This is a genomic window from Natrialba asiatica DSM 12278 (assembly GCF_000337555.1).
Lineage (GTDB): Archaea > Halobacteriota > Halobacteria > Halobacteriales > Natrialbaceae > Natrialba > Natrialba asiatica.
This window is the reverse complement of the sequence record NZ_AOIO01000029.1, coordinates 52,849-77,032: the sequence shown is the minus strand read 5'-3', so window position 1 is coordinate 77,032 and position 24,184 is coordinate 52,849. Positions and strand designations below refer to the sequence as shown.

The following is a 24,184-nucleotide window of genomic DNA, read 5'->3' as shown; positions in this document are numbered from 1 at the left end:
CGGAGACGCCGGCAATGGACGACGATTCCTCGCTGCAGACCCTGCTCGTCGGGATCGATGCAGCCTGCGACCGCGTGTTGGAGCCGCTGTTTGCGAACGACGACGTGCCGACGCTCGAATCGCTCTACGAGGACGGGGCAAGCGGCGCGCTCGAATCCCAGATTCCGCCGTGGACGGCGAGCGCCTGGCCGTCCATGTACACTGGGAAGAATCCCGGCAAGCACGGCGTCTTCGGCTTTCTCTCCTTCGACGGCTACGACTGGGACGTGGTCAACGCAAGCGACGTGCGCGAGCCGTCGCTGTGGGAGTTGCTCTCCGAACACGACATCGCGAGCGTCGTCGTCAACGTCCCGGTCACGCACCCGCCCCGCGAGTTCAGCGGCGCGCTGATCCCGGGCTACACCGCGCCGGAGGACCCGACCTGCCACCCCGACGGGTTGCTCGCGGATGTCAGGGACGAACTCGGCGAGTACCGCGTCTATCCCGACGAAGACGCCGACGACCTCGCCAGCGCCTCCAGCGACTGCGTCCGCATGCGCGGCGAGGCGTTTCGGTACCTCGCCGACCGGTTCGACCCCGAGTTCGGTTTCCTCGAGTTCCAGGTGACCGACTCCATCTTCCACAAGGAGCCCGAGAACGACGCGGCGATCCGGGCGATCTATCGCGAACTCGACCGCCAAGTGGCGTCCGTGCTGGAAACGCACGACCCGGACACGGTTATCGTCGCCAGCGATCACGGCATGGGCCCCTACGCGGGCCACGAGTTCAGGGCGAACGAACACCTCCGCCGGGAGGGCTACGTCGAGACGAAAGACGGCGGCGAGGGAATGCCAACCTGGGCGACGGTGCGGGACGATGCCCTCAAGGCCGGCGAGGAGACGACGCGGCGCGATCCCGGCCTGCCGGAGCGTTCGATGGCCGCCGCCGCCAGCGTCGGTCTCACGAGCCAGCGCCTCGGTGCCGCGCTCGAACGACTCGGCCTCGCCGGCCTCGTCGCCGCCGTCGTCCCCTCGGGGCTCGTCAGCGCGGGCGCGACCCAGGTCGACTTTCCGAACTCGCAGGCGTACGTGCGTTCGCGGATCGAACTCGGGGTCCGGCTCAATCTCGAGGGCCGCGAGCCGAACGGCCAGGTACCGCAGGCGGAGTACGAGGCGGTTCGCACGCAGGTTATCGACGCCCTCCGCTCGGTGCGGACGCCGGACGGCGAGCCGGTTTTCGAGGCGGTCCGCCCGCGCGAAGAGTTCTTCCACGGGCCCGAGAGCGAGCACGCCGTCGACATCGTGACGATTCCGGCGGACTTCGAGCACTTCCTGTCGGCGACGCTGCGAGAGGAGCAGTTCGGGCCGCCGAGCGAGCCATGGAACCACAAGCTCGAGGGGACGGTCGCCGTCGCGGGTGCAGGGGTCGACCGCGCCGCCGGCGTCGCAAGCGCACACCTCTTCGATGTCGCGCCGACCGTCCTGGCGACGCTCGGCGTCCCGGCGGACGAGCGCATGGACGGCGCGGTCCTCCCGTGTGTCGAACCGAGCGGGAAGGCGACCTACGATAGGCGCGACGACGGTGAGGTCGTCGAAACCGCGGACGAGGGGGTCGAACAGCGGCTCGCGGATCTGGGCTATCTCGAGTGAGCACGGGCGGCGACGCGACCCGTTTTCGCCGCGGTAACGGATTGCTCCTCTTTCTCGACCCGAGTCACCGAAACACGGATTTACCGCGCCGTCGCAGTAGGAGACACGAATGATGGGACGCGACGATTCCGGTCTCGGCCGCCGTGCTCGTCGCACCGACGGGAAGAGGGGGGAGAATCGGCGTGCCTGATCGTGAACCGGCCGATGACAACGGCGCCGACGTCACCGTCGCGGACGCCGTCGACGCCTACCTCCAGCGAAAGGCCGTCGGCGATCCCGACGGACCGGGTGCGGGCGCGTACGCATCGAACGCCGAATCCATCCTCCGTCGATTCGCCGACTGGCTCGACCGCGAGTTCGGTCTGACCTCGCTGTTCGACCTCGATAGCGATCACGTTCGCGCCTACGCCGAGGAGCTACACAGACGGACCGAGCGCGGTGCCTACACCGCCTCATCCGCCCGGACCTACTTTGCCGTCGTCCGGGCCTTCCTCTCGTGGTGCGTCCGCGGCGGCATCCTCGAAACGAATCCGGCCGCAACTGAACTCGCGGAATCGACCCTGCCGAGTGCAACCGATCGCGACGATGCCGACAGCTGGAGTGCCCAACAGCGCCGCCGACTCGAAACCCACGTCCGCAAACGCGCCTTCTCGGAGACGACTCGACAGGACCCGGTCGAACGGCGGACGCGGTTGCGCGAGTACGCCATGGTCGCGCTCCTCGCCCACTCCGCCGTCCGCGGCTCGGAACTGTTTCGCGTCCCCGAAGACGACAGGCGGACCGGCGCGACCTGGGACGACGTCGACTTCTACACCGGAACGATTCGCGTCCTCGGGAAGTCCCAGCGCCTGGAGGACGTGTCCCTCTTCGCCCCCGCCCGCACGCCGCTGCGGCGGTACCGGGTCGTCCTCGATCCGCCCTCGAACGAGTGGCCCCTCTTTCCGACGCGACACGCCCCCTCGATTGCCCGCCGGGTCAGGACGGTACTCGATGACCGCGGCCACGACGAACGCGAGATCGAATCCCTGCTCGCGGACGCGACGGCGACCGAACTCGCCCGCGAGCGAGACATCGCCCCGCCGGCGATCACGACTGAAGGTGCCCGGTCGGTGCTCAAACGCCTCTGTGCGGATATCGGCCTCGCGGTCGACGGCGACTACCTGACCCCGCGCGGCGTCCGCGGCGAACTCGAGCGAACGAACGGCCGAACGGCCGACGGCGAGCGAACGCGACGCGAGGCGACGCGCGAACAGCCGGCGTTGCGGATCTCGACCGGCGAGCGAGCGATCGCCGTTCCGGTCGACGAACCGCTCCGAATCGACGTGACGGACGTAAACGACACGGACGGGAAACCGAACGGAACCGAGGAGAACTGACTGCCGTCGAGAACCGAGACGAGTTCGTCCCGCTCGTGCAGTTGCGCTCGACGGACTGCGGTATCGAGCGGTGACTGAACTCCGCGTCGATCGTCCCGTCTTCTTCGAATCCGGCTCTCCCGATCGCCGTCGCTATCATCAACCGTCGGCTGTATTTATCGGCGAACCTGACAGGACATTAATACAAGAATTAAATATAACTATAAGTTACAGTCATAGGCAATTATGAAGCGGCGTAACGCACTATCGTTGATCGGTGGCATCGCCGGAGCCGGAACGGGCGTACTCAAGTCCGGTATCGGGATTGCAAGCGCACAGAACTATCCGCGAGAGAACTCGCGGTGGCACACGCACGCGGACGTGATGGATCGACTGGCGACGTACGAACACACCAGCCAGGGAGCCGTCTCCCTGGAGACGATCGGCGACAGCATCGAGGGACGCGAACTCGTCGTGGCGACCGTCGGCGACGGCGACACGGACGTCTTCGTTACGAGCGAGCAGCACGGAGACGAGCCGACGGGGACCGTCGCGCTCCTGAAGGTTCTACAACGGCTCGCCGCGGGCGGGAACGCCGTCGCGCCGGTCCGGGACGAACTGACCGTTCACGCGCTCCCCATGCACAACCCCGACGGCGGCATGCGAAATCAGCGGACGAACGCCGACGGTATCGATCCGAACCGCCAGCACGACTACGAACCCGGCGCGACCGACAACCCGTCGCCGGAAACGCAGGCCATGATCGACTACGTCACCGCCCTCGAACCGACGTGGGTCGCCGACCTGCACACCCAGACCGGGGATTACGTCGACGACGACGGCGAGTCGATCAGCGCGTCGACGTTCTGGCCGATCGCCCCCGCTGCTCAAGCGGACGCCGTCGAACGCTCGAAGCGGATGAACTGGGCGATGTACGACGAGGTCGACGACGAGTACGGATTCGCGAACATGTCGCAGTATCCCGGCGGCACGGGTGCGAACATCGCTCGCAACGCGTACGGCATCCGCGGGTACGGCAGCGCCCTGCTGGAGATGACCGGACAGGTCGACGACCGCGGCCAGCGAATGGAGGGGAAGATGGTCCGGCACATGCGTGCACAGATAGAAACCCTCCTCGCCGAGACCGCCGACGGATCGCTGTTCGCCCGCGACCCCGACCTGGCGAACACGATCCCCGAGCGCGGGTCCAGTTCCCCCTGGCCGTGGGATAGCGAGTAACGGTCTCGACCGCACGCTACCCCAGCGGTCGGCATTCTCGAAAGCAGTCGCGAACCGACGGCAAAACACGTCCCGCATTCCGTTCGGCGATCCGAAATCCCGCCGCGATCTGAACTCGAGTTCTCAGACGAGCAACCAGATGACGATCGTGAGCGCGACGGTTAACAGCAACACCGTCGTGCCGATTCCCGCCCGGAGGTGGATCGTGGACGGACGGCCGCCATCCGCTGGTTGGCGCTCCGCGACGTCGACCATCGGCAGCCGACGGGCGGCCGCATCGACGGCCAGGACCGGGTTGTTCCCGATCCAGTACCACCGCTTGACGAACGCGACGGCGAGGCGGTCGACGGCGGCGTACAGGGTCGTCGTCGCGAGCATCGACCACCGACCCAGATAGTAGCCGATGGGATAGATAACGCTTCCCGGATCCGTGAACTCGAGCTTCGAGAGCGGCTTGCGGACGATCACGAAGGTGACGAGCGAGATGGCGGTCAGCGTTGCAGCCGTCCGACGGTGACTCGGACTGTAGGGGTGGAGGTGTTTCTCAGCACCGTTGGCCATGAACGAGTGCGTCGACTCCTCGATCACCGGCATCAGGTCAGCGAAGCCCTGCCACCAGACGCCAAAGAGGAGACAGGCGCCGCCGAGGCCGAACATCGCGATCACCTGGCCCGGCTTGGCGTCGGGAACCTCGATATCGCTCTCGCCGTGGAAGAAGACGTAGTAGCCGAGTTTGATGAACGAGAGCAAGGTTCCGATCGCCCCGATGTACAACAGCCAGTACAGCGCCTCGTACTCCGGTGCGCCGAAGTAGTGCGGATCGGCCGCGTCGAAGAGCATCCCCTTGCTGACGTAACCGTTGAAGCCCGGAATCGCGGTGATCGAGAACGCGCCGAGCCCGAACGCGATCGCCGTCAGGGGCATCTCTCGCCAGAGGCCGCCGAGTTCGTAGAGATCGTTCTCGCCGGTCCGGTAGATGACGACGCCGACGGCCATGAACAGCAGGCTCTTGAACAGGATGTTGTTGAACAGGTGGCCTATCGCGCCGGCGGTTGCGATCGACGTGCCGATGCCGATCCCGGCGACGATGTAGCCGAGCTGTGCCTGGATGTGATAGGACAGCAGCGCTCGCATGTCGTGTTGCAACAGGGCGAACGTCGCGCCGTAGATGGACATCAAGCCACCCATGTACGCGAGGAAGAGGTGTCCGTCGTCGGGAAACGCCCGATAGAGGATGAACGCGCTCGTTTTCGTCGTGTAGGCCGCGAGGAACGCCGACGCGACGAAGCTGGGCCGGGGATACGTATCAGGCAGCCAGTAGTGCAGTCCAATGAAGGCGACGTTGACCCCCATTCCGAGCATCGCAAGCAGTTGGGGCAATCCGTCTGCGAGTCCGGCACTCAGATCGTAGACGAACGTCCCGGTCGCCACGTAGTGGGCCGCGACGGCGAACATCACCAGCACGCCGCCGGTACCGTGCAAGAGCGCGTACCGGTAGCCGGCCCGCACCGCGTCGCCGCCGTAGTACCAGACGACGACCGTGCTCGTGATCGCCATAAGCTCCCACATGAACACCAGCACGAGCCAGTCGCCCGCGAACGCCGCCCCGATCGAGGACGCGACGTACGAGAGCGCGATCGCCGTAAACGTGCGGCTCGCGCCGCTCGAATAGGCGTAGATCACGGTACACACGCCGAGGAGCCCGAGACCGATTCCGACGAACCGAGAGAACGGATCGACGAAGAAGGGGACGACTCGGAAGTGACCGAGGAAGGTTCCCGTCAGGTACGACCCCTCGGGAACGGCCAGCGAAATCGCGAGCACGGCGGCGAGGCTGAGCGCGCCGAACGTGAACCCGACGGCGCGGGGTAACAGCCAGACGAGTATCGCCGCGGCGAACACCAACAGCGGCGGGTAGGCCATCGTCAGGAGTTCCGACTCGATCATTGGGTGCTCACCTCCAGGGCCGCCGAAAGCGGACCCCGTAACTGCTCGAGCGAGTTCGCGTCAAAGACCGACGTGACGATCTCGGTCGCCAGATCGAGGAAGGCGGCGTGTCCGGGGATAACCCCGAGGACGACCGCCCCTGTCGCAATAACGACGATCGGGCCGAGCATGAGCCACGTGCTCTCGGTGAGCGGCGAGTGGCGGGTCCACCCGCCGGCCGGCGGCCCGCCGTGGTGCTGGTCATCGTGAGCGACGGCGTGGCCGTGATCGTGACCGGTACCAGCGGTCTCCGGACCCGTCTTTACACTCGAGTTCGCGTCGCCCTCGGCGGGTGAGCCGCCGGGGCCGCCCGGAACGTCCGCATCGCTCGGATACCGGTCGACGGCGTACTCGTAGTCGGCTTCGGAATCGACACCGGCACCGCTATCGTCGTCCGAGTTCAGTTCCGTTTCCTCGTCGCGTTTGCCGCCGTCGGTCGCGAGTTCGTCGCCGGCGAACTGGCGGATGCCGCCGGCGGGGAACTCGAGGAGCGGTTTGGCGTCGTGGCGGTCTTCGCTTTCGAAGAAGGCGGTGTAGACGACGGGCCAGAAGTACGCGATGTTGAGGACGCCCGAGAGGAGCAACGCGGCGGCGAAGAGCCAGTACTCGCCGCCGACGTAGCCGGCTCCGAGGAGCATGTAGAACTTGCTGACGAAGCCGGCGATTAGTGGCATGCCGGCCATGCCGGCGGCGCCGACGGTGAACGCGGACATGGTCAGGGGCATGCGCTTGCCGATGCCGGCCATGTCGTTGATGTAGTCGGTGTGGGTCTCGACGTGGATCGACCCGGCGCAGAAGAACAGGGTGAGTTTGGCGAAGGCGTGGGCCGGGATGTGAAACAGCGCGCCGAGGATCGCGTAGGGGTGAAGCATCGACAGCCCGAGGACGATGTAGGAGAGCTGGGCCGTCGTCGAGTACGCGAGCCGGCGCTTGAGGTGGTCTTTTCGCAGCGCGATGATGCTCGCCGTGGTCAGCGTAAACGCAGCCAGTATCGCGAGCGGAACGTTCAGACCGACCTCGCCGATACCGGGGACCGAAAGCGGAAGATCCCGGATCGTCTCGGGACCGTACACCTCGAGGATGACGCGCGCGATACCGAACGCGCCCGACTTGACGACCGCGACCGCGTGAAGCAGGCCGGAGACGGGCGTCGGCGCGACCATCGCGTCCGCGAGCCAGGAGTGAAGCGGCATCACCGCAGCCTTGACGGCGAAGCCGGTGATCAGGAGGTAGAACGTGATCTGGGCGGCGGTGGGGTCGGTCGCCGCGCCTTCGGCGAGGGCACCGATACCGCCGCTTTCGAAGGCCGTCGTCGCGGTGCCGGTCTGGCTCGTGAGCCAGTAGACCATGACGGTCCCCGCCAGGAGGATGACGCCGCCGCCGAAGAAGGTGTAGGCGATGTACTTCCGGCCGGCGATCCGGGCCTCTCTGTCCCCGTCGTGAGCGACGAGCGGGTAGGTCACGAGCGACAGCAGTTCGTAGAAGACGAAGATCGTCACCAGATTCCCGGCGAAGGCGATGCCGACCGCCGAGGACAGACTCGCCGCGAACGCGGCGAAGAATCGCGTCTGGTCGTGTTCGTCCAGCCCGCGCATGTAACCCGTGGCGTAGAACGACGTGAAGATCCAGAGGAAACTCGCAAGCAGCGCGAACAACAGTCCAAGCAGGTCCGCTCGCAGGACGAAGTCGATCCCAGCGAGGAACTCGACGCCGAGTGACCGCTGCAGACTCCACTCGTAGACGGTTCCGTCCAGGACGCCAGGAAGCATGCTGAGGACGATCCCGAACTGTGTCAGTGCCGCGAGGACGGACCATCCCTCGCGGATGTTCGGACGGCGATACGACGCGACGATCAGGACGACCGCGACTGCCGAGGTGAGCACGGCAGCGAGCGGCAGAATTGACTCAGGCATCTAGTTGAACACCTCCGTGATGAACGACGGATCGAGCAAGCCGGCGAGGAATCCGCCCGCGAATCCGAGCGAGATCGCAAGCAGGGCAGCCGCGACGACCAGAGCGAGCATGCCGTACGAGACGGTATTGCGATCGCCGTTTGCGGTGATCGCGTCGAGAGCGGCAGTCTCGGTACCGCCACGAGTTCCGGCAGCGCCGTCGTTCGCGGCGTCCGCGCCAGCAGCCGTCTCGGTATCGCCCCCGTCCTCGCCGCCGTCCGTCGCAACCGACTCCGGGGCGTGCGGTGCCTCGAGCGGCGTCGCCGGGGTGAAGTACATCTTCTCGAGCAGCCGCGCGCTGTAGGCGAGCGTCATCAGCGTGCTAAAGAGAACCACGATCGCAACGGGCCACAGTTGCGCCTCGACGGCACCCAGCGCGATGTACCACTTGCCGACGAAGCCGGCCGACGGCGGGATCCCGATCAGAGAGATCAGCAAGAGCGCCATCATCCCGGCGACGAGGGGATGCTCGTCGGCGAGTCCCGCGTACTCGTCGACGGTTCGTGCGTCGTAGCTAATGGCGATTACGCCCGCTGCGGCGAACAATCCGGCCTTGATCACCGCGTGACCGACGAGGTGGATCGTCGCGCCGACGAACGCCGACTCCGTGACCAGCCCGTACGCGGCGACGATCAACCCGAACTGCGAGACCGAGGAGAACGCGAACATCCGCTTCACGTCGGTCTGGATCACCGCGAGTACGCTCCCCGCAACGACACTGACGCAGCCAACCGTCACGACGAGTTCAGTCAGATAGGGCGTGGAGGTGAGGAACTCCGGCCCGAAGACGGAGTAGAGGAGGCGGCCGAACGCGTACGCGTAGGCCGTCGAGACCACCGCCGCGATGACGGGTGTCACGCCGTCGGGAGCGTGCTGGTAGGCGTCGGGCTGCCAGGTGTGCAGCGGCCACTGGGCGACCTTCATCGAGAAGCCGACGAAGATGAAGGCGAAGCCGGCGCGAACGAGGGTCGGATCGCGCTCGACGGCGGCCGGGAGCACCTCCGCAAGCACCCCCATGTTCAACGTGCCGGTCGCCATGAAGATGAGCCCCACACCGATCAGGTACATCGATGCGCCGACGGTACCCAGAATGAGGTATTTCAGGGCTGCAACAGCCGATTCCGGCCCGTCGCCGCTCGCGATCATCGCGTAAGTGGCGAGGCCGACGATCTCGAGGAATACGAACAGGTTGAACACGTCGCCGGTGACCGAAATTCCGAGGAGGCCGCCGGTCAGCAGCAAGTAGCCGCTATAGAACGTGTTCCCGCGCGGCCCGCCGACGCGGGTGTACGCGAGCACGCCGGCGGCCGTGACGGCGACCAGGACCGCGATCAGCGCGGAGAACTCGTCGAGGACGAGTTCGATGCCGTAGGCCGGGTTCCAGCCGCCGAGTTTGTGACTGACTGGTCCGGTGGCGTAGACGGCGTTTGCGAGGGCGGTCGTCGCGGCGACCAGCGCGGTCGTGGTGAGTGCGGCGACGGACCAGCCGGTTCGGTCGAAGCGGAGGCCGAGGACGATCGGGACCGTCGACAGCAACATGGGGACGGCGACGAGCAACGGGAGGAGGAAGTCGACGTTACTCATCGGCACGCACCTCCCGAAGGGTATCCTCGCGCAGCGTTCCGTACTCCGCGTAGATCCGGATGATCAGCGCGAGTCCGACCGCCGTCAACGCGATGCCGACGACGATGGCGGTCAGGACGATCACCTGGGGCAGCGGGCTTGCAATCTCGCCGACGCTGTGTGATTTGCCCTCGATGATCGGGGCGCGGCCGTCGACGTAGGCCATCGCGATGAAGAACAGGAAAATCGCGGACTGGAAGAGGTTGACGCCGATCAGTTTCTTGACGAGATTTTCGTTGGCGATCATCATGTATAGCCCGATGCCGAGGAGGACGAACAGCAACGAGTAGGCGTAGTGAGAGGCGAGGATCTCGAGTTCGAGTTCAATCATCGTCGCTCACCTCCGCGACGTCCTCCTGGACGGCGTTGTAGCGCTCGGGCGTAAAGCCCGCCGCCATCGCGAAGAAGAGGGTCACGACGACTCCGGAGACGATCAGGGCGACCCCGCCGACTTCGACGGCTTCCATCCCCCAGTGATGGGAGAGTCCGAAGGCGTCCGTGAACGCGTCGAACTCGAGGAACGTGCCGCCGAGGACCATCGTTGCGAGACCGGTCGCGACGAAGATGGTGACGCCGCCGGTAACGAGTCCGGTGATGAGGGAGTTTTTGAGCCATCTGCGGGTCGGTTCGATCCCGAAGGCGAACGCGAGCATCAGGATGGTCACGCCGATGATCGCGCCACCCTGGAAACTTCCGCCGGGAGTGTCTGTCCCGTGGAGAGCCAGGAATAGCCCGTAGGTAAGCGTAAACGGGGAGAGGATCCTGACCGATGTCAGGATGACGTGGCTCTCTGAGTACGTGTCGTTCTGGGTCTCTGATTGTGACATTACGTGAACACCTCCCGTTTCAATACGATGAGAACTGCAATTGCGGCGGCAAAGATGACGACTGCCTCGCCGAACGTGTCGAACCCACGATAGGACGCAAGAACGGCGGAGACGGCGTTGTGAGCGTGCGTGTCGGCGACCGTGTTCTCGATGTAGTAGACGGACGGAGAGATGTCGAGTGCCGGCCAGCCCCAGATCGGTGCCGTCTGGTCGCCGACGGCGTACATCTCCGGCAGGACGAGCGTTCCGAGAACCATGACGAACGCGCCGACGACGACGACGGCGGGAACGTTGACCCGTTCGAAGATCCGGTCCGTCGACGGTCGCGTCGTCCGCGCGATCGTCAACAGGAGCAAGATCGTCGTCACACCGGCGCTGATTGCGGCCTCGGTCATGGCAACGTCCGGGGCGAGCAGGAACGTATAGAGGATGGCCATTCCGAGGCTGTAGGCACCGAAGACGACGATTGTCGAGAGCACGTCTCGGAACAGCGCCGTCGCAATGGCGGTCAGGAGGATGAAGATGGCAAGCGTGTACGCGAGAGCGCTCATGCGTGGTCACCTCCCTCCTCGCCGGCGTTGACGGCGGTATCGCCTGGAGCGGACGCCCCGTCGTCGACCGTCTCAGACTCGAGTTCATCTTCGGCCGTCAGCGGCGTGATTCCGGATTCGGCGGCCGAGCGCGCGATCGCGTGTGCAGCCGTCGGATTGGTGAGGAACACGAAGAACAGCAACAGGACGGTGTAAATCGTCGTGCTCTCCCAGCCGAGCGCGAGTGCAACGGCAGCCAGCGAGAGTCCCGCGCCGAGCGTGTCCGTCTGTGAGGCGGTGTGTGCTCGCGAGTAGACGTCCGGCAGGCGGAGCACGCCCACGGTGGAGACGAACGTAAAGAACAGCCCGAAGGCGAGACAGAGGAAGACCGCCCAGAACTGGAGCTGGTCGATCACAGAACCCCACCTCGTTCGACGGTAAACTTCGAGATGGCGATTGCCATCAGGAAGTTCAACAGCGCATAGACCAGGGCCACGTCGAGAAACCACGGTTCGTCGAGGCCGACCGAGAGCAACGCGAGGATCACCACGGTGTTCGTCCCGAGGACGTTCACCGCGAGGAGGCGATCCTGCGTCGTCGGCCCGGCGACAGCGCGGTAGAACAGCATGATCGCCAGAACGACGAACAGCGCGGCTGCCGGGACGAAGAGTTCAGTGAGCGCCAAGTTTTCGGGGGTCGGAAGCGCCGCTGGAGACAGCGGGGGGCTCACACGTCGTCACCACCGATGATCTCGGTATCGTCACGTTCGCGCGGGGTGGGGATGCGCGCCCCGGAGCGGCCGTGGAAGACGAATCTGACGGCGCGTTCGAGCGCGCCGTCGAAGAGGTCGTCGCGAGCGCCGGGGAGGAGCGTGTGGACGATCAGTCGCTGGTCGTCGGCGCGAACCGTTAGCGTGCCCGGGGTGAGCGTGATGCTGTTTGCGAGCGCGAGCAGTGGAAGGCCGCCCCTGACGCGGGCGTTGACCCGGGTGAGGACGGGTTCGATCGGCATCGACGGCCGGAGGATGACGACCGAGATGGCGAGGTTCGCCTTGACGATTTCATAGAGGAGATACGGGATGTACAGGGCGAACCGGACGGTCCGCAGCGGCGACCGGAGCCGGCCGAGTGGGAAGGTAAAGGTGACGTACGCGAGCGAAATCGAGACGATACCGGCGACCGCAGCGCCGGTGACGAGGTCGAACGGGGCGGTCGGATCGCCGAGGATGAGATAGAATCCGTAGGAGATCCAGAACGTTGCAAACAGTTGGTCGAACCGTTCGGTCCCGCCGCCGATCAGTCGTTCGTGACGGGCGGGACGGTCGACGGGTGCCTCCTCGTAGGAGAGGCCCAGGGCGGTTAATTCACGTTCGAGAGGCTGGATCAGCTGTGCCGTCTGTCCCGGTTGGTACTCCGGGTCGAGGACGACCTGATCGATATCGTGTCTCGTCGCGTACGCCTCGAATGCCTCCGCAAAGTCCCGCGGCCCGAAGAGGTACTCGTTCGTCCCGACCACGGCGGTTTCGATCTCGACCGTTGCGTCCGTATCGTCGATGTCCTCCTCGACCCAGTTTTCGGCGCGGGTGAGCAACTGTTCGGCGTCCTCGGTCAGCGAGCGCCCCTCCGGGACCGCTGCATCGTAGGGGAGGGCGGCAACGAGATGAAACTCGACCGCATCGGCGTCCTCGAGTGCGGCTCGGACGGCGTACCCGACCGTCTGTCGAACGGTCACCGTATCCGACAGCGGTACGAGAACTCGTTCAGCCGCCACAGCACGTCCCTCCTGGTGACCGGCGTTGAATACTCATGACTCTCGTCGTTAGTCGATTCAAGCGGTAGCTGTAGGAAAACGATTTCGTTATCTACCAGCACGCGTTCGGACGACGCTATCGCGATATCGGGACGTCCAGCCTCGGTCTCGTGAACGGGTAACAGGTCCGGTTGGCGGGACACGCCGACCGAAGAGCGACCGGTAGTTTTACAATTATACTTTCAGTAGGGAAAGTTGATTTTCATGACGGCGACCGAAACCGTTCACGATCGAATCGAAACTGCCCGCGACGATCACACGACCGCACAATTAGCGCTCGTCTTCGCGCTCGTTGCAACAGTGGCGTTTACACTTCTATTCGTCCAAGAACCGCTCGTTCACGACTCGCTGCACAACTTTCGACACGCAGTCGGTGTGACCTGTCACTGATGCTCGTCGACTACCTCAAGCGAGGCGTGCTCGCAGGTGCACTCGCGGGCATCGCCTACGGCCTCTACGTCACGCTGGTCGCGAATCCGCTGGTCGGATACATGGAAGCCCTCGCCGAGGGGGGCGGCGCTGAAAGCAGCCACGAACACGCCCACGCCGGCGAACACGCACATACCGCCGGCGAACATGCCCACGCTGCTGGCGAGCACGCCCACGCGGTCGGCGAAACGACGACTGCCGTCGTGAGCATCGGTAGCGGCGTCTTCTGGGGCATCTTGCTGGGAGCCGCCTTCGCACTCGCCTTCTACTTCCTCGAACCCGCACTCCCCGGACGCGGGTCGATCAAGGGCTACGTGCTGGCCGGCGCTGGATTTCTCGCCGTCTCGGGCGCCCCGTGGCTCGTTCTGCCGCCGGCGACGCCCGGCGCGGAGCAGGCGTACACCCCGACGATCCGCATCGCCGTCTACGGCGGACTCGTGCTCGCGGGCGCAATCATCGCCGCAACTGCGATCTACGGCTACCGCCGTGGCTCGACGCGAAGCCGCCCGCTCGGACTGTGTCTTGCAGCCCTCCCAATCGTCGCTCTCGCGGCCGTGACGACTCTCGCAGCACCGACGATCGTCGAGAGCGGTACAATCCCGGGCGAACTCGTCACCGCGTTCCGGGGACTGACCGCGCTCAGCCAGGCCGCACTCTGGGCGCTCGTCGCCGGCTGTTTCGGCTGGCTCCAGACCCGAACCCGAGACCGAGCGAGTACCGAACAGCGAGTCGCTCTCACGAGTTTGCATTCATGAAAGACCAGACCGAGCGCCACCGCGAGCGCCTCGACGCGCACGTCTTCGTCTGTACCAACGCCCGCGAGTCGGAGCACGCGAGTTGCGGAACAGTCGGTGCCGAGGAGACGGTTGCGGCGGTCAAAGACTGGTTGCGCGAGCGAGACGCGTTCTGGACGGCGGTTTCCGTCGGGACGACTTCGTGTCTCGGCCTGTGCAGCGAGGACGGTGTCGCGATCACGATTCAGCCGCGAAACACCTGGTACTCGGACGTTACGCCCGAAGACGTTCCGGAGCTACTCGCGGCCGAATTCGGGCCGACGGCTGACTGCATTGGCGACCCTGACGACTCCTGAGAACCACCGCCGAAGAACCGACTCCTCGAGCGAACGCGCGCCCGTTGTCGACTCCGTCCCGGGACGTTTACCTACCAGCCACACCGAGGGGCTGTCGATGACGCTGTACTCGCGAGTTCGCCCGCTCGCGTTCCGGCTTCCGGCCGAGACGGCCCACGGCCTCGGGAAGCGGACGCTCCGGGCGGCACAGTCCACTAGGCCGACGCGGGCGGCCGTGGCGGCGGCTTACCAGTACGACCATCCCGCACTCTGCGTCGACCTGTTCGACACGACGTTCCCGAACCCGGTCGGGATCGCGGCCGGTTTCGACAAGAACGCCGAGATAACCCACGCGCTCGCGGCGCTCGGCTTCGGGTTCGTCGAAATCGGCACCGTGACGCCCTACTCGCAGGGCGGCAACGACCGGCCGCGGCTGTTCCGCCTGCGCGAGGACGAGGCGATGGTCAACCGCATGGGGTTCAACGGCCAGGGGATGGAGCGGGTCAAGTCCCGACTCGAGACCGACGGCGCGCCCGACTTTCCGCTCGGCGTGAACATCGGCAAGATGAACTCGTCGACGGAGCGCGAAGCCGTCGAGGACTACCGGCGCGTCTTCGACCGCCTCTCGCCGTTCGCCGACTACGTCGTCGTCAACGTCTCCTGTCCGAACACGCCCGACGAGTTCGACGAGGCCTCCCCCGACCACCTCCGAGAGATTTTCGAGACGCTCGAAGCCGAAAACGACGCGGACGTGCCGATCCTGGTGAAGGTCGGTCCCGACGAACCCGCCGAGTCGATTCTCGAACTCGTCGACATCGTTCGGGCGTTCGACCTCGACGGCATCGTCGCGACGAACACGTCGACCGACCGCGAGAACCTCGCCTCGCCGCGGCGCGAGGAGTGGGGCGGCCTGAGCGGCAAACCGCTCGAGGAGCGCTCGACGGCGGTCATCCGCACGATCGCCGAACACACCGACGGCGACCTACCGATCATCGGCGTCGGCGGCGTCGATTCGGCCGCGAGCGCCTACCGGAAGATCCGCGCCGGCGCGTCGCTCGTCCAGTTGTACACCGGCTTCGTCTACCGGGGCCCCTCGACCGCGAAACGAATCAACCGCGGTCTCGTGAACCTGCTCGAACGCGACGGGTTCGCATCAGTTGCGGAGGCAGTTGGGGCTGAACTCGAGTAACCGAGAGATATGCGGATCGAATCGATCAGTTGCTCGCACCGGCCGAATTGATCACACCCTGCCCGCAGATGGTTGTCGAGCGGTGCCGAGTACGGGGCGTAGATCTCTCGAAAGAGTCGCGGGAGGCGGTCGACATCTGCGGACCGATTTTCATCGAGAATCGAGTTCTCGGTAGTGGTCGATGATTTTCTTCATACACCACTGGTTGAGTCCCGCTGAAGCGAGCGGGAAAACCACCGTCGAAATCGGCTTCCGCTTATACGCAGCGTAGAGGCCGTAGAGCCCGATTGGAACGCTCAGCGTATTAAGAATCTGCGGATAGCCGAGGCCGACGAGGCGATGTCCGTCGTTCGTCCAGCGTTCTTCGGCCCGCACGACCGCGTACATCCAGTCGTCCGGCTCTTCGGCGGGTTCGGGGAACAACACCGGATTGATCACCAAGAACAGAGCTGTGAGTCCAATTACCCTCCAGTCGCGATAGTAGAGTGCAGCAACGATTACAAACCCAGCACCCAATCGACTCCAGCCGCTTTTCGGATTGGAGTGACGACCCCAAACGGTCTCCTTCTCAGTGAACTCGGGGCTCATAGGAGGCTTTTCGTGCAGCGTGTAGATCACTCTATCGCGTGGATTCACCGCGATCCGTCGCAGCGACGACTCCGTTATACCTATTGGTTCGATACTTTCACCGTTGAACAGCCATTAAATAGACTTACGTATCTGTCACGGGATCCGAATGTTAATAATCCGCCAGTATATATACACCACTCGTTAGCGATGAATTTGACACGGTTATTAAAACCGCTGGCGATGGATACTTGCGTGTTGGGTGTCGTGACCGTCGCGTTCGTGTACGGTCTCACCCACTCGGGAGTCCTCATCTTGGGACTGGCCGGCCTTGGCGTCATCTGTATTGCGGTCGGTGGGGGTACTGCTGGACAGGTCACTTCGGGTGAGTCCGGGTACGGTGAGTATGGTGAGTTAGGAACGACGGTCGATGATACGGGAATCTGGCCGGGAGTATCCTCCGACACTCCGTTCCAGGTACGACTCTTTTTCTACGGGATTGGACTCGTTCTCTGGAGTCTCGTAGTCCTTAGATTGTTCTCGTCGAACCTACAGTGAACTCACGCTCGAGCGATTCCCTTCCACCGTTCAATTCACGCTCTGCATTCAATACGCGATTCTTGGCAGACAGCAAATAGACCGACGGCTCTGCTGGGACCGCTCTCACCAGTACTTCCCGCTGAGGGTGTCAAACCGATTATTCTCTGATGGGATTACTCGGATCAGCGCTTCAGAAGAGTCTCTATCGCGGACAACTCCGTTTCCGGCTCAGGGTTCGACGAGTTCAGTGCGTTTCGCCGCGTCTTCGGCCCGCTCGAAGAGGTCGTCGGGCTCGTGTTCGAGCAGCGGCTCGAGCCGAGCGTTCGTCTCGACGCGGTCTGGTGCCACGCGGTTGCAGCCGGCGTTGATCGTCGACTGCGTGTAGGTGTCGATCTCGCGGGCTTGAGCGACGATTTCCGGTTTGTCCCGGGTGAGAAGCGGACGGTGGATCGGGAGTCGCGTCGCGCGGCTGGTGACGCCGAGATTCTGGAGGGTCTGGCTCGACTTCTGGCCCACGGCTTCGCCGGTGACGATGCCGTGGGCGTCGACCCGCTCGGCGAGGTGCTCCGCCGTTCGGTAGAAGAATCGCCGCAGCGAAAGCATCCGGCCCTGTTCCATCGTCTCCACGAGACGATCGACCGTCTCGCCGCCGGGAACCTTGTAGACCGGCATGTCGAAGTTCGGCGCGTACCGCGAGAGCGTTCGCACCGTCTCCATCGCGCGCGCCTCGTGGTCGATACCGCCGTAGGCCCCGAGGTCGACGTAGACCGGGACGACCGGACTCCCGCGTTTCATCAGTTCGTAGGCCGCGACCGGCGAGTCGATCCCGCCGCTGATCAGGGCGATGACCGGCTCCTGGGCCCCGAGCGGCAGGCCGCCCGGCCCCGGGACCGTCTCGAGGTAGATAAACGCGAAGTCTTCGCGGACCTCGACGCCGAAGGTGAGGTCCGGGTTATCGAGGTCGACTTCGGGACTGAACTCGTCCTCGACGGCCTCCCAGATGGCGGTGCCGCCCTCGCGGGCGAGTTCTTCGCTCGTGTAGGGCAGGCTCTTGTCGGCCCGGCGGGCGTCGACGGCGAACGCGCCGCCGTCGTAGCACGCGCGGGCGGTTTCCGCGAGCGCCGTACAGATTTCGCCCATGGCGGTGTCGACCGTCAGGGCGGGGCTGGCGGAGACGACGCCGAATGCGTCGGTCGCGGCGTCGGTCGCGGCGTCGACGTGCTCCTCGTCGGTGTGGATCAGCGGACGGTTCCACCGGCGTTCGACCTCGCCGGGGATCGAGCGGTCGGCGAGGAGGGCCTCGATGTTCTCGGCGAGGCGGTCCTCCATGTACCGCTTGACGGTGTTGCTCTTTGTGTTAACGTCCCCGTGGCGGGCGAGGACGGTGTCGGCTCCCGGCGGATGCATGCCCGCCGCTAGGGAGGCGGGCCATAAGGGGATTACGAGCGACGATCGCGTGAGAACTCGTCTCAGACGGCGACGTATCGAGGGAAACGGCCAGAGAGATTATAGTCGATGGACGGACTGTCCAGCGTAATGAGCGAGCCGTTGGCACGCGAAACACGGACGGGTACTGAAGCGGTGGATTCGACGCGAACCGGTCACAGTCAGGGCGAGAGTGCGCTCCTCGAGCAGTATCTCGCCTCGGGCGAGGAGACAGCGCACGGTGAGCGGGCGAGCGGTAGTGGGGACACTGACGAGAGGAGCGCCGATGAGGGCGACGAGTTCAGTCGAATCCGGCGGGAGCGGGACTTCTGGCGGTCGCTGTACACGCAACTCGTCGGTTGTTTCCCCGAGGGCGCGTTCGCCGTCGCTGCGGGCGGCGAGATCACGAACTGGAACGGGGCGATGACGGATCTCAACGGGACGGGTGCCGACCGCGTCCTGGGGGAAAACGCCTACGACATCTTCGAAACCGAAGGCGAGAGCGAGACCCTCGCGGAGAAGGTCATCCGCCGAAACGAGCCGATTCAGGAGAACGATACCCGGACGGTCCCACACTCGGATCGCTACCACCAGGTGTACGCCGTCCCGCTTCGGGACCCCGACGGGAACGCCATCGGTGCGTTCGAGGCGACGCCGGACGTAACCGAGTTCGTCCACCAGCGCCAGGAGTTCGAGGAATTACAGGAGACCGTCTCCCAACAGGTCCAGTCCGAAGTCGTCGAACTCGAGGCGAATACGGAGGCGATAACGGACACCATCGATCGAATTCACGAACTCGGCGTCGAACAGACCCAGCGCATGGAGACCATCGCCTCGGAGGTCTCGGACCAGAGCGCGACCATCGAGGAGATCGTGTCGACGACGGAAACGGTGCAGCGGACCAGCGACGAGGCCGCCGACCTCGCCGACGAGGGTGCAGACGCTGCGAGCGGCGCTATCGAGACGATGGAGTCCGTGTCGGACGCCGCCGAAGACGTGTCGGCGGATATCGAAACGCTCCACGAGAGCATCGACGAAATCGGCGAGATCGTCGACGTTATCGACGGCATCGCCGACCAGACGAACATCCTGGCGCTCAACGCCCAGATCGAGGCCGCACAGGCCGGCGAGGAGGGTGCCGGCTTCGCCATCGTCGCCAGCGAGGTTAAGTCGCTGGCCGAAGAGACTCAGGAACAGGCGGGCCGGATCGAGGCGACGATCGAGGACGTGCAGGCGGAAATCGAGTCCACGGCCGACCAGTTCGAGACGACGACCGACCGAATCGACGACGGCGTCGACCGCGTCGAAAACGCGCTGGCCCGACTCGACGACATCGCCACCGCAATCGACGACGCGGCGGCCGGCGTCGGCGAAGTCGCGACCGCGATCGACGATCAGGCCGCCGGCAGCGAGGAAATCGCCGCGACGGTCGACCTCGCCGTCGACGAGATGAACGGCCTCCGCGACGAACTCGAGACGATCTCCGAGTCGACGCGCGAACAGCGAGAAAGCGTTGTGGCGGTCCGCTCGACCGTGCGCCAACTGTCGGCGTCGGCGGAATCAACAGCCGAGAACGCAACGGAATAGGGGTCCGAAAACTAGAACGTCGTCAGTTCGCCGTCGATAATCTTGCGCGTGATCTCGGTGACGTTCGCGAGTTCGGTATCGACGATCGCGTTGATTTCGTCCGTCACGTCTTCGAGGGCGACGCCGTCGTCGGTGACGACGTGCACGTCGGCGACGTGGGGCTGGTCGATCGGGCGACCGATCTGGCTAAGCAGGCGAACGCGCAGGTCGCGGATGCCGTCGACCTCGGAGACGACTTCCTCCGCGATCTGGGTCGAGAGCAGGTTGTAGATCTTCCCGATGTGGTTGACCGGGTTCTTGCCGCTCGTGGCCTCCATCGACATCGACCGATTGGGCGTGATGAGCCCGTTCGCGCGGTTACCGCGGCCGACGGAACCGTCGTCGCCCTGTTCGGCCGAGGTCCCGGTGACGGTGAGATAGATCGACCCTTCCTCGTAGTCGTCGGCCGTGTTCACGTGGACGGCGACCTCGCGATCCGTGTGTTCGCTCGCGACCTCGGCGACGAACTCGCGGACCGACTCGACGGCGTCCGCGTACGCGTCGAGATCCGCGATGAACTCGTCGACCATGGCCGCCGCGACGGTGACGTCGATCGTGTCGCCTTCCCGCTTGCCCATGATCTTCACGTCCGGACCCAGATAGGGGTTCTCCGCGGCGAACTCGCCGTTGAGTCGGGACTCGGCCTCGGAGACGATTTGCTCCGTCTCGGTCAGCGGCGCGTGGCCGACGCCGAAACTGGTGTCGTTGGCCATCGGGACGCGCACCTCGTCCTCGCCGAATACGTCCTGTAGATCCCCGCTTCCCTCGCCGAGTTTCACGTCGACGACGATGTCCTCGCCGCATTCGAGCTGGGGGATCGTCTCCTCGAGATACTCGCGTGCTGCCCGCAGCGCGATCGTCTCGGTCGGAATCGTCTGTCCCTCGTAGTGCTTGGTCGCGCGGCCGACGATCAGCAAGTAGATCGGATCGACGACCTCGCCGCCACCGAAGGCGGGTGCCGCCTCCCCCGCGACGAGTTGCGTCTCGTCCGTATTGAAGTGAAGCACTTCTCCCACACGGTCGAGGTATTCGCGGGCGAGCGCGCCGGCGACGCTCTCGGCCACCCCATCACAGATAGAGTCCGGGTGTCCAATCCCCTTTCGCTCGACGATTTCGACCTCCTGATCCTCGACGGCCTGCCGGTCGATTGGCTCGACCCGGATGTTCCGCTCGCTCATTACCGGCACTAAACGGAGCGAGTTTCTATAACTTGCGGAAACAGTGCTGCGCCGGAAAATACCCTGGAGTTATCCAGAAGACGTCGCGGTCGGCGACTGCGCTCACGACTCGAGTAACAACCCGAGGTACGAGGTCCGGATCTGATCGTCCGGGTCGAGTTCGAGTGCGCGAAGGACGTTGTACGCGCCGTTTCGGGCGGACTCGAGCGCACGCTCGTCCTCGAGTTCGGTCTCGACTTCGACGTACTCGCCAACGTCATCGACGGCATCGAGCGTGACTGTGAACTCGAACTCGTCCGCCGCTCCATCCGCGGGCACGACCGCGTATCGCTCGCGTTCCTTTCGAACCGTTGCGGCCGCCTCGAACCCGAGGTTCGTCAGCACGGCGTCGAACGTCTCGGCATCACCGACGGTGGTTTCGATCTCTTCGCGGGTCTTCGATTCCTCGTCGACGAGCGGGCCTTTGTAGGTGACGCGCGTCTCGTGGGCGGTGTCGTGGGGACCGGCGTCAGATTCGGCCGTCTCGCTCGGCTCAGCCGGACTGGACTGGTGGTGCTCGCTCCGGATCCGAAGCGCCTCGTCCGTCTCGGGAAACGACCGGTGCGGTGCGTCGTAATACGTGTCTGTTTGGACGACAGCCCCCTGCGGCGTTACCTCGAGTGGTGCATCCTCGAGTCGTGCCCGGACGACCTCGAGCGTCGCGGGCACCTTGACTTCGACCTCGTACATGCTCGTTCGAACGAGCGGCGCCAGTAAGTATCGGTCGCTCTGCTGGTCCCATTCGCCGACTCGACTATCCCGGCCGTCCTCGCTCTCGAGCCAAAGCGTCGTACTTAAATGTCGACGGCGGGACGTACCACGTATGACCGAGGAACAGGAGGCCGAGCTCGATGAGCAGGCCGATGACGTCGAAGCGGAAGCCGACGGAGACGCTGACGAAGCCGAAGGGCTTCAGAACGGCGACTTCGTCGAACTCGAGTACACTGCATACACCACCGACGGTGACCAACTGGTCGATACGACCGATCCGGAGGTCGCCGAAGAGGAGGGTGTCGCAGACCAAAACCAGGAGTTCAAGCCGCGCACGATCGTCATCGGCGAGGGCCACATCTTCGAGGGCGTCGAGGATGCACTCGTCGGCAGCGAGGCCGGCGACTCCGGCACCGTGACGATCGACGCCGAAGACGCCTTCGGCGAGTACGACCCGGACAACGTCGAAACCGTCAGCGCAGAGAAAATCGACGAAGACGACCGCTACCCCGGTGCGAACGTCCAGGTCGACGGCCAGCAGGGCTACATCAGCACGATCATCGGCGGCCGCGCGCGAGTCGACTTCAACCACCCGCTCGCCGGCGAAGACGTCGAGTACGAGTACGAAATCCTCGACGAGGTTGAGGACCGCGAGCAGCAGGCCGCCGGCCTGTTCGAGATGTACCTCGGCCTCGAACCCGAACTCTGGATTGAGACCGACGAAGTCGAAGAGGAAGTCCCCGTCGAACCCGACGAGGACGAAGACGACGAAGACGCCGAACCTGAGTTCGAAACCGAAGTCGTCGAGAAAGAGACGCTGTACCTCGAAGCGACGCCCCAGATGACGATGAACCAGCAGTGGATGATGGGCAAACAGCAGATCGGCCAAGACATCATCGACCAGATCGGTGTCGACCGCGTCATCGTCCAGGAAGTCATCGACGGCATGGGCGGCATGGGCATGCCCGGCATGATGGGCGGCATGGGCGGCGGCATGGGCGGCGGCGACATCGAGGACGCACTCGAAGACGCCGACGTCGACGCCGACGAAATCGTCGACGAACTCGAAGGCGCAGCAGACGAAGAGTAAGTCGGTACGTCCAGTCGTTCCCAGCAGCACTTCTGACCAGTCATCAACGGCAACTGAGACGTATCCGTCCGTCGCAGAAACCGACGCTCAGTTCGTATGGGGCAGATCGCAGTAGAATCAGACCGAGGTCCGAACTGACGACGCGATGACTCGACGACTCGACGACTCGAGTACAATTTCGCACGCGAAATCCACCGCCTCGAACGACCTCGTCGAACGGCTGGCAACGATCTGCCCCCGACCATCGATACGACGTTCGACGACCTTCGGGACGGGCTGCGAGAGATGGATATCACCCGTCAGTACCTGAAGTCCGTCTACCTGCAGGTCGAACCTTCGCGACTCTCTCGATACCTGTTCTACGCCGGCGTTCCTGCGGTCGGTGTCGCGATCGCAGCGCTGTTCTCGCTGACCGGACCGACGGGACCGCCCTTCGGCAACTGGGTTCGGCTCATCGTCTTTCCGGGTGCCGTCGCAATCGGGGGAGTGCCACTCGCACTGCTCTTTTCGTACATTCTCCGGACGGCGATGGTCGCGGAGCGAACTGCCGCGATCACGCCGTTTACGCCGGAACAAGAGACGCGATGAACGTGTCGATTATCGCGACATGAACTGAAACCGAGAGACGTATAGCGACCCTCTCACGCGATATCCCGACTCGTATCGATCGCAACCTCCTCGACCAATTCGAGTTTGATCGCCTCCGTCGGCTGTCCGCCACCGCGGAACTTCGGAATCGTCAGGTGGTTCTCGAGTTCAGCGCCGGACACCGCCGTCTGGAGATCGAAAACGGCGTCGACGGAGTGGTAGGTTCGAGTTCGGTTCGCGGGCACATCGCCCTGGAGACAGTGAAGAACGGCAATTCCGTTCTTATCGAGCATCTGCATTTTGAGGTCGTCGAGAAACGAGATGAACTCGTCCGTGTCCGTTCGCTCGAGGATGTTCATCGTGTCGATGATAAGGTTTGCACCGTCGGGGAGCGCACCGATGAGTTGCATGGTCTCCTCGATCGGTGCGTCGCTGGAAACGTGTCTGATCGTCGGATTGCCGACATCGGAGGGCGAACTCTCGACGGCGTGACGGACGGTTTCTTCGGAGCGTTCAGTCGAGAGATACAGGGTACCGCGCGCGGCGGTGAGCTCGTAGAGCAGGAGTTCCGATTGGCTGGCTGGGGCGGCGGTGTACGCGACGAGACAGCCCGGGGGGAGTCCGCCATCGAGTTTTCGGTCCAGCACGTCGATCCCGGTTTCCAGCCGATCTACCATACGGTTGTGGTGTCTTTCTGTAGTTCGTGTATAATTCTTTGCCTTTGGAATACTGCGAGACGGACTGACGAGTCACAACGCTGGTCGGAATGGGGGGATTCAAGGGG

25 protein-coding genes are annotated in these 24,184 nt (G+C 64.5%); 11 read left to right on the top strand and 14 right to left on the bottom strand.

Annotated elements, in window-relative coordinates:
- The first annotated feature begins 14 nt into the window (after positions 1-14).
- The 3 genes from C481_RS11100 (at position 15) to C481_RS11090 (ending at position 4,222) form a co-directional block, all read left to right on the top strand.
- Complete coding sequence (locus tag C481_RS11100; RefSeq protein WP_006109301.1) at positions 15-1,628, top strand: alkaline phosphatase family protein; 1,614 nt, start codon at positions 15-17, stop codon at positions 1,626-1,628.
- Between the two features lie 182 nt (positions 1,629-1,810).
- Positions 1,811-3,004: a tyrosine-type recombinase/integrase gene (locus C481_RS11095; protein WP_006109300.1), complete on the top strand. Its 1,194-nt coding sequence runs from the start codon at positions 1,811-1,813 to the stop codon at positions 3,002-3,004.
- A gap of 225 nt (positions 3,005-3,229) precedes the next feature.
- Positions 3,230-4,222, top strand: coding sequence for a M14 family zinc carboxypeptidase (locus C481_RS11090; RefSeq protein WP_006109299.1), 993 nt, complete (start codon positions 3,230-3,232; stop codon positions 4,220-4,222).
- Between the two features lie 123 nt (positions 4,223-4,345).
- Here the strand turns inward: C481_RS11090 and C481_RS11085 are convergent, their stop codons facing one another.
- The 9 genes from C481_RS11085 to C481_RS11045 all read right to left on the bottom strand — a co-directional run bounded on the left by C481_RS11085 (position 4,346) and on the right by C481_RS11045 (position 12,910).
- Positions 4,346-6,169, bottom strand: coding sequence for a Na(+)/H(+) antiporter subunit D (locus C481_RS11085; RefSeq protein ID WP_006109298.1), 1,824 nt, complete (start codon positions 6,167-6,169; stop codon positions 4,346-4,348).
- On the bottom strand, positions 6,166-8,121 hold the full coding sequence (locus C481_RS11080) for a proton-conducting transporter transmembrane domain-containing protein (RefSeq protein ID WP_006109297.1): 1,956 nt from the start codon (positions 8,119-8,121) through the stop codon (positions 6,166-6,168). The genes C481_RS11085 and C481_RS11080 overlap by 4 nt, the downstream gene beginning before the upstream one ends.
- A complete protein-coding gene (locus tag C481_RS11075) occupies positions 8,122-9,744 on the bottom strand; it encodes a proton-conducting transporter transmembrane domain-containing protein (RefSeq protein ID WP_006109296.1) in 1,623 nt (540 codons plus the stop codon). It lies immediately after the preceding gene.
- Positions 9,737-10,114, bottom strand: a complete 378-nt coding sequence (locus tag C481_RS11070; RefSeq protein ID WP_006109295.1) for a cation:proton antiporter subunit C — start codon at positions 10,112-10,114, stop codon at positions 9,737-9,739. Before C481_RS11070 ends, C481_RS11075 begins: the two co-directional genes overlap by 8 nt.
- Positions 10,107-10,610: an MnhB domain-containing protein gene (locus tag C481_RS11065; RefSeq protein WP_006109294.1), complete on the bottom strand. Its 504-nt coding sequence runs from the start codon at positions 10,608-10,610 to the stop codon at positions 10,107-10,109. Before C481_RS11065 ends, C481_RS11070 begins: the two co-directional genes overlap by 8 nt.
- Positions 10,610-11,161 carry a DUF4040 domain-containing protein gene (locus C481_RS11060; RefSeq protein ID WP_006109293.1) on the bottom strand — a complete coding sequence of 184 codons (552 nt, stop codon included), beginning with the start codon at positions 11,159-11,161 and terminating at the stop codon, positions 10,610-10,612. Before C481_RS11060 ends, C481_RS11065 begins: the two co-directional genes overlap by 1 nt.
- Positions 11,158-11,556: a monovalent cation/H(+) antiporter subunit G gene (gene mnhG, locus C481_RS11055; RefSeq protein ID WP_006109292.1), complete on the bottom strand. Its 399-nt coding sequence runs from the start codon at positions 11,554-11,556 to the stop codon at positions 11,158-11,160. Before mnhG ends, C481_RS11060 begins: the two co-directional genes overlap by 4 nt.
- Positions 11,553-11,768 (bottom strand): cation:proton antiporter, encoded by a 216-nt coding sequence (locus C481_RS11050; RefSeq protein ID WP_369335240.1) that lies wholly within the window; start codon positions 11,766-11,768, stop codon positions 11,553-11,555. Before C481_RS11050 ends, mnhG begins: the two co-directional genes overlap by 4 nt.
- Before the next feature lie 98 nt (positions 11,769-11,866).
- Entirely contained in the window at positions 11,867-12,910 is a 1,044-nt protein-coding gene (locus C481_RS11045; RefSeq protein WP_006109290.1) for a monovalent cation/H+ antiporter subunit E, read from the bottom strand.
- Between the two features lie 243 nt (positions 12,911-13,153).
- Between C481_RS11045 and C481_RS11040 the strand changes: the two genes are divergently transcribed.
- The 4 genes from C481_RS11040 (at position 13,154) to C481_RS11025 (ending at position 15,636) form a co-directional block, all read left to right on the top strand.
- Positions 13,154-13,339 carry a CbtB domain-containing protein gene (locus tag C481_RS11040; protein WP_006109289.1) on the top strand — a complete coding sequence of 62 codons (186 nt, stop codon included), beginning with the start codon at positions 13,154-13,156 and terminating at the stop codon, positions 13,337-13,339.
- Complete coding sequence (locus C481_RS11035; protein WP_006109288.1) at positions 13,339-14,133, top strand: CbtA family protein; 795 nt, start codon at positions 13,339-13,341, stop codon at positions 14,131-14,133. Before C481_RS11040 ends, C481_RS11035 begins: the two co-directional genes overlap by 1 nt.
- Positions 14,130-14,468 carry a (2Fe-2S) ferredoxin domain-containing protein gene (locus C481_RS11030; RefSeq protein ID WP_006109287.1) on the top strand — a complete coding sequence of 113 codons (339 nt, stop codon included), beginning with the start codon at positions 14,130-14,132 and terminating at the stop codon, positions 14,466-14,468. Before C481_RS11035 ends, C481_RS11030 begins: the two co-directional genes overlap by 4 nt.
- Positions 14,469-14,565: 97 nt before the next feature.
- Positions 14,566-15,636 carry a quinone-dependent dihydroorotate dehydrogenase gene (locus tag C481_RS11025; protein ID WP_006109286.1) on the top strand — a complete coding sequence of 357 codons (1,071 nt, stop codon included), beginning with the start codon at positions 14,566-14,568 and terminating at the stop codon, positions 15,634-15,636.
- A gap of 150 nt (positions 15,637-15,786) precedes the next feature.
- On the opposite strand, the gene C481_RS11020 is transcribed toward C481_RS11025, so the two are convergent.
- Positions 15,787-16,224, bottom strand: coding sequence for a DUF6653 family protein (locus C481_RS11020; RefSeq protein ID WP_049904599.1), 438 nt, complete (start codon positions 16,222-16,224; stop codon positions 15,787-15,789).
- Positions 16,225-16,413: 189 nt separating this feature from the next.
- Here C481_RS11020 and C481_RS23065 point away from each other — a divergent pair, with 189 nt between their 5' ends.
- Positions 16,414-16,761 carry a hypothetical protein gene (locus C481_RS23065; RefSeq protein ID WP_006109284.1) on the top strand — a complete coding sequence of 116 codons (348 nt, stop codon included), beginning with the start codon at positions 16,414-16,416 and terminating at the stop codon, positions 16,759-16,761.
- Between the two features lie 210 nt (positions 16,762-16,971).
- Here the strand turns inward: C481_RS23065 and C481_RS11010 are convergent, their stop codons facing one another.
- The gene (locus tag C481_RS11010; RefSeq protein ID WP_006109283.1) at positions 16,972-18,150 is read right to left on the bottom strand and encodes a tRNA sulfurtransferase; all 1,179 of its coding nucleotides are present in this window, start codon (positions 18,148-18,150) and stop codon (positions 16,972-16,974) included.
- A gap of 129 nt (positions 18,151-18,279) precedes the next feature.
- Between C481_RS11010 and C481_RS11005 the strand changes: the two genes are divergently transcribed.
- Complete coding sequence (locus tag C481_RS11005; protein WP_006109282.1) at positions 18,280-19,755, top strand: methyl-accepting chemotaxis protein; 1,476 nt, start codon at positions 18,280-18,282, stop codon at positions 19,753-19,755.
- Positions 19,756-19,766: 11 nt separating this feature from the next.
- Here the strand turns inward: C481_RS11005 and C481_RS11000 are convergent, their stop codons facing one another.
- Positions 19,767-20,972, bottom strand: coding sequence for a methionine adenosyltransferase (locus tag C481_RS11000; RefSeq protein WP_006109281.1), 1,206 nt, complete (start codon positions 20,970-20,972; stop codon positions 19,767-19,769).
- A gap of 102 nt (positions 20,973-21,074) precedes the next feature.
- Positions 21,075-21,701: a class IV adenylate cyclase gene (gene cyaB / locus C481_RS10995; protein ID WP_006109280.1), complete on the bottom strand. Its 627-nt coding sequence runs from the start codon at positions 21,699-21,701 to the stop codon at positions 21,075-21,077.
- Between the two features lie 133 nt (positions 21,702-21,834).
- On the opposite strand from cyaB, the gene C481_RS10990 reads away from it, so the two are divergent.
- Positions 21,835-22,812 (top strand): FKBP-type peptidyl-prolyl cis-trans isomerase, encoded by a 978-nt coding sequence (locus C481_RS10990; RefSeq protein WP_006109279.1) that lies wholly within the window; start codon positions 21,835-21,837, stop codon positions 22,810-22,812.
- Between the two features lie 285 nt (positions 22,813-23,097).
- On the top strand, positions 23,098-23,400 hold the full coding sequence (locus C481_RS10985) for a hypothetical protein (protein ID WP_006109278.1): 303 nt from the start codon (positions 23,098-23,100) through the stop codon (positions 23,398-23,400).
- Between the two features lie 53 nt (positions 23,401-23,453).
- On the opposite strand, the gene C481_RS10980 is transcribed toward C481_RS10985, so the two are convergent.
- Complete coding sequence (locus C481_RS10980) at positions 23,454-24,077, bottom strand: RAD55 family ATPase (RefSeq protein ID WP_006109277.1); 624 nt, start codon at positions 24,075-24,077, stop codon at positions 23,454-23,456.
- Positions 24,078-24,184: the final 107 nt, after the last annotated feature.